The organism is Chryseobacterium sp. VD8, from assembly GCF_037149975.1.
Classification (GTDB): domain Bacteria; phylum Bacteroidota; class Bacteroidia; order Flavobacteriales; family Weeksellaceae; genus Chryseobacterium; species Chryseobacterium indicum.
In genome coordinates this window covers 1-5,564 of record NZ_JBBCQL010000270.1, presented here as the reverse complement: position 1 = coordinate 5,564, position 5,564 = coordinate 1, and the positions used below count along the sequence as shown (strand labels likewise).

Below are 5,564 nucleotides of genomic sequence, written 5' to 3'. Positions count from 1 at the left end.
TGTAATAAGAAATATAAATTTACGAAAAAATTATGATATATGCAATATTTCAAGTGATAAAACGCAATATTTAACAAAATTAAATACCAATTTTAACATTTAGTGTAATTTTGTAAGTCACTGCCTATTTTTTTAAATATTGAACTGAAATGTAATCATACTTGGGCTTCAATGCTTCTTTTTTGGAAATCGCTTTAAACTCATGTTTTGCATTAAAGGCGCTGATGCTGTCTTCGGATTTTTTTAAAAGATCACATTTGCATAATTCCATTTCCTGTGCATTGTAAAAAGAACAAATGAAAAGCAATAAAAAAGCAACAGAATTTTTCAAAATTATAGTTTTACTCTGGTTAACGGTTTCTCTAAACATTTATTATCACCAATTCTGAATATCACTCTTAATTTTTAAATTAGAAAGAAAACTCTGATCACAACTCCTTATCCTAAGATTAAATTTTATTCAATTAATAATATGATTTATAATGGATTGCATTCTTTTTATTAAATGATAAAAAAGGATGAAAAAAAACTGATATATTTGTTTTTTAACAATTAAATTAAACTATGGAAAACGTTTTTGATGCAAAAGATGCTCAAAATTACATTGATAGGATTAATAATCTTAAGCCGGAAACCAAAGGTTTGTGGGGAAAAATGTCTGTAGATCAGATGTTGGCGCATTGTAATGTGTCTTACGAAATGGTTTACGAACCGGAAAAGCATAAAAAGCCGGGAGCTATTGCAAAATTCATCCTTAAATCTTTTGTAAAATCTAAAGTTGTCGGTGAAAAAGCATATCCGCAGAACGGACCCACTGGGCCTCAGTTTATTATTTCGGATCATAAAAACTTTGAAGAAGAGAAAAAAAGACTCATCGGTTTTATCCAGAAAACACAGCAGTTGGGAGCTTCTGCTTTTGACGGGAAAGAATCTTTTTCTTTCGGGAAACTGAAAGCACAGGAATGGAACAATATGTTTGCAAAACATCTGAATCATCATCTTGCACAATTCGGGGTGTAAAAAACTAAAAACAATATGAAAAAACTTTTATTACTTTTTGTACTTCTTTCCAATTTTATCTTTGCACAGATGCCCGATATTTCCAGTGTCTGGCTCAATAACAGCAAAGCGTACACAGGAACCATCGGAAATAAAAATCAGGAAATCAAACTGAAAATCAACATTTCTGAACAGAACAAGAAAAACGATCAGGAATATTTTGTTTCGGGATATACTCTAGTTGATAAAACTTATGCTAAATTCGAAGGCAAATTCATTATTACCAAATATAAGGATGCTAAAAAAAGAGGAACCGTTTTCGGAGAATATGAACTGGCAGAAGAAAATAAAGGAAAGCATTCCGGCATTTTAAAAGGAAAATTCATTTATACTTTTAAATGGAATAAAGACACTGAAAAAGTGGAATCCCAGTATATTGAACTTGTCGGCGACTGGAAAAGCTATGACGGAACGCTTGATCTCAAAACAAGAATGAACAATCAGTAATCACTATGTTAAGAAGAATTTTAGCGGTAATCGCAGGAATGATCGCCGGATCAATCGGAGTCTGGCTGATGGAAAGACTCGGTCATGCGCTGTATCCTTTTCCTTCAGGTTTAAGACCGGATGATATTGAAGGATTCAGAGCGTATGTGGAAAATTTGCCTTTTATGGGGAAATTTATCGTGATTCTCGGTTACGCTTTGGGAGCTTTGCTCGCGGGATTTATTTCCACCAAAGTTGCCAACAACGGAAAACCGACATCAGCAATCATCTGTGGAGTTATTTTTACTTTTTTTACCATTTACAATATGGTAATGCTTCCGACTCCTTTCTGGTTCTGGGTTTTGGGAATTGCAGTATGGGGATTGGTTTTGGCAGGATATAAATTGGCATTAAACAATAAACAAGCATGAATTTAGGCGCTTTTTCAATCAGTCTCAGTGTAAAAGATCTTCAGAAGTCTAAGGATTTTTACGAAAAATTAGGATTCAGCCAGATGGCTGGAAATCTCGATCACAACTATCTTATCATGAAAAACGGAGATCATATCATTGGTCTTTTTCAGGCAATGTTCGATGGGAATATGCTTACTTTCAATCCGGGTTGGGATCAGAATGCACAGAATCTTGAATCTTTCGATGATGTTCGGGAAATACAGAAAAAATTAAAAGAACAGGGTTTGGAATTACAGAAGGAAGCCGATGAAAACACTTCCGGTCCTGAACATATTTACCTGAAAGATCCCGACGGAAATATGATCCTGATCGATCAGCACAGATAAGGTTTTATTCTTTTTAATACTATCACAAAAGAGCAGAATCAAAGGTTTCTTAATAACTAAAATGTTCTTTTTATCAGGTTTAAAAATCATTTTAAACTCTTACGTGATAAAAAGTTCAAACGGAATTATTATTTAATAAGTTTGTTTAAACTCATTTTAAATTTAACCGCAAAAGAGACAAAAGACTTTATCGAATTTAAAGTATTTCAAAAGTCTGCAAAGAGAAAAAATCTTTGATTTTTTAACTTACGTGCTCTTTTTTCCATTAAACTTAAAAAACTAAAGTGTCAACATCTTTAGTGGTAAAAAAGCTTAGACAAGTTAAAAATTAAAACTAAACTATAAAAAAGACACATCTATGGCAACAGTAAACGTTTATCTAACATTTAACGGAAATTGCAGACAAGCATTCGATTTTTACAAATCTGTTTTCGGCGGAGAATATCCTTATATCGGAACATTCGGAGAAATGCCTCCAATGGAAGGTCAGGAAACAAAAGAAGAAGACAGAGACAAGATTATGCACGTTTCGCTTCCGATTTCTAAAGAAACGATTTTAATGGGAAGTGATGCAGGCTGCGATCAGGCCGCTCATCTGGTGATGGGAAACAACTTTTCAATTTCCATTAATGCAGAATCCAGAGAAGAAGCGGACAAATTATTCGCGGGACTTTCTGCAGGCGGAAATGTAACGATGCCGATGTCTGATACATTTTGGGGAGCTTATTTCGGAATGTTTGCCGATCAATTCGGGATCAACTGGATGGTAAATTATGACGATCCTGCAAAAATGCAGCAGCATCCTTAAAAGTATTTTAGACACTTTAAAAACTGACAAATTCTGTCAGTTTTTTTATATCCTGTTCGTAAGCAGTACAACTTTTACAGACTCATTATAAACTATTGATGCTTATTCCATCTTAAATAAAAGTTTTTTATGCTCAAATAAAATATAAGCGGCTTACAATATGCAGTTTGCTATTATTGATTTAAAATATTAAATTTGTTAAAAACGATAGATAATAGTAATAAAACTACATGAGGAATATTTTAAAAAAGGCTGTTTTGGGAATTTTTACATTGGGAGCAATTTTTTCACAGGCTCAGAAAAGTGATTTGGGAGCCTGGTATATGTATTTCGGGAATAACAAAATCAGCAAAAAACTGAACTTTCACAACGAAATCCAGTACAGGAATTTCGACGGAATAGGAGACTTGGAGCAACTGTTAATCCGCATCGGAATCGGCTATGATCTCTCAGAAAACAATAACAATGTTTTGTTGGGTTATGGTTTTATTCTAAGTCAGCCTTACGTGAAAGGAGAGAAAACAGAAAATATAGAGCACCGGATTTTTCAGCAATATATTACAAAGCAGAAATTCGGACGTTTTAATATTCAGCATCGTTACCGTCTGGAAGAACGATTTCTGGAAGAGGATTTCAGGATGAGGTTCCGTTATTTTTTAGGATTTAATATTCCGATCAATAATAAGGAAATGCTGCCCAAAACATTCTACGCATCGGCTTATAACGAAATTTTTCTTCATTTCGACAGTCCGGTTTTCGACAGAAACAGAGTTTACGGAGCTTTGGGATATGTCATTAATAAAAATATGCGAATTGAAGCGGGATACATGAATCAGATTCAGGAAAACAGAAACCGAGGACAGATCCAGATCGGATTTTATAATAATATTCCGTTTACTAAGAACTAAAAATGAATTATGAGATTAAATACGGCTTATTTAAAAATTTAAACTAAACTATCCGAGCCTTTCCTGAATAGTTTAATCCTATAAACAAGAGTTGTTTGACACCGATTTTATTATATCCTATTTCTTTTTCTTAATTCTTAGGCTCTCTCCTATTTCTTTCATAAAAATTTCTCAATATTATAAGAGGTATTATATTCAAATAAAAAGCGGCTGCAAAAATTTTGCAGCGCGCTTCCTAACCAAATTATATGAAGATCTATTTTACATTAATTTTAATTTTTTGTCACATCCTGTTTTATTAAGAATACACAACTTCCCGCTACAACAAACAATACTCCGGCTAAAATAATTGCAGAACAGGGATTGTTTCCTAAAAAGTTGTTAAATACAAAACCAAAGGATAAAGTCTGGATAAGCATCGGAATAACAATCATCATATTGATAACCCCCATATAAACTCCTCTTTTGCTGTGAGGAATAGATGGAGAAACCATGGAATACGGTAACCCCATCATTGAAGCCCATCCAATTCCCAATGCTACCATAGGAAGCAAAATGAAATATTCATTTTTAATAAAAGGTAAGGTCATAATACCTAAACCTGTAAGGAACAAACAAAATATATATGTGTTTTTAGAACCAAATTTTTTAGCAAAAGGAACCAGAAGCAAAGCGGAAAGCATGGTAACAATATTGTAAGAACCATTCATTAATCCCGTTTGTCCTACAGCAACCTCAACCTGATGCAGTATTCCTTGTGCCCAGCTTAGGTCGGAAGATACAACAGAGACTCCTTTTTTGGCACTTTCCACTATTGCATTTGCTTTGGTTTCATCAGCTTCAGAAATTCCGTACAGCGAAGATTTCAGCATGGGTGTAATAAATTGCCAATAGACAAAAAGCGCATACCACTGGAAGAGATAAACCAATGCCAGCTGCCAAAGTACTTTCGGCATTTCTCTTATTGCTACAATGATCTCTGTAAAAGGTGTGAAAAATGTACTTTTCTCCTTTGCTATTCTTAATTCTTCAATTTCCTCATCTGTTGGAGGAATTTCAGGTGTCTTATAAACGGACCATGCCACAGAAGCGATAGAACAGAAAGAACCCAGAAAGAAGGAATAATAAACCCACACCGGAATTCCTCCGTTTGCAGAATTTCCGCCTAAATATTTCTGAAAAACAAATAAGGAAAGATTCGCAAGCGTAATCCCCGCACCAACGAAAAGACTCTGCATCTGGAAACCAAAAGTCTGCTGATCTTCGGGAAGTTTGTCTCCGATAAAGGCGCGGTAAGGTTCCATTGCCGTATTATTTGCCGCATCCAGAATCCATAAAAGTCCTGCCGCCATCCAAATCGATGAGCTGAAAGGGAATAAAAACAAGGCAATACTGCAGAATATTGCACCCAGCAAAAAGAATGGTTTTCTTCGCCCCCATCTCGGACTCCAGGTCTTATCACTGATGGCTCCGATCAAAGGCTGGATAAGCAGCCCCGTAATAGGACCGGCAAGATTAAGGATAGGAAGCTGTTCTGCATGCGCTCCTAAAAAAGAATATATGG

General features: G+C 34.8%; 7 protein-coding genes. 6 read left to right on the top strand and 1 reads right to left on the bottom strand.

Features of this window, described 5'->3' with window-relative positions:
• Positions 1 to 564 precede the first annotated feature (564 nt).
• From WFK35_RS20050 to WFK35_RS20025, 6 genes are all read left to right on the top strand, one after another.
• The gene (locus WFK35_RS20050) at positions 565 to 1,020 is read left to right on the top strand and encodes a DUF1569 domain-containing protein (protein WP_336734208.1); all 456 of its coding nucleotides are present in this window, start codon (positions 565 to 567) and stop codon (positions 1,018 to 1,020) included.
• A gap of 15 nt (positions 1,021 to 1,035) precedes the next feature.
• A complete protein-coding gene (locus tag WFK35_RS20045) occupies positions 1,036 to 1,506 on the top strand; it encodes a hypothetical protein (protein ID WP_336734206.1) in 471 nt (156 codons plus the stop codon).
• 5 nt (positions 1,507 to 1,511) lie between these two features.
• Positions 1,512 to 1,916: a hypothetical protein gene (locus tag WFK35_RS20040; RefSeq protein ID WP_336734204.1), complete on the top strand. Its 405-nt coding sequence runs from the start codon at positions 1,512 to 1,514 to the stop codon at positions 1,914 to 1,916.
• Positions 1,913 to 2,284, top strand: coding sequence for a VOC family protein (locus WFK35_RS20035; protein ID WP_214590208.1), 372 nt, complete (start codon positions 1,913 to 1,915; stop codon positions 2,282 to 2,284). Before WFK35_RS20040 ends, WFK35_RS20035 begins: the two co-directional genes overlap by 4 nt.
• 358 nt (positions 2,285 to 2,642) lie before the next feature.
• Entirely contained in the window at positions 2,643 to 3,092 is a 450-nt protein-coding gene (locus WFK35_RS20030) for a VOC family protein (RefSeq protein WP_336734202.1), read from the top strand.
• Positions 3,093 to 3,322: 230 nt separating this feature from the next.
• Positions 3,323 to 4,000, top strand: a complete 678-nt coding sequence (locus WFK35_RS20025; RefSeq protein ID WP_336734200.1) for a DUF2490 domain-containing protein — start codon at positions 3,323 to 3,325, stop codon at positions 3,998 to 4,000.
• 272 nt (positions 4,001 to 4,272) lie between these two features.
• Here WFK35_RS20025 and WFK35_RS20020 read toward each other — a convergent pair.
• The coding region (locus tag WFK35_RS20020) for an MFS transporter (RefSeq protein WP_336734198.1) at positions 4,273 to 5,564 on the bottom strand (1,292 nt) is incomplete at its 5' end.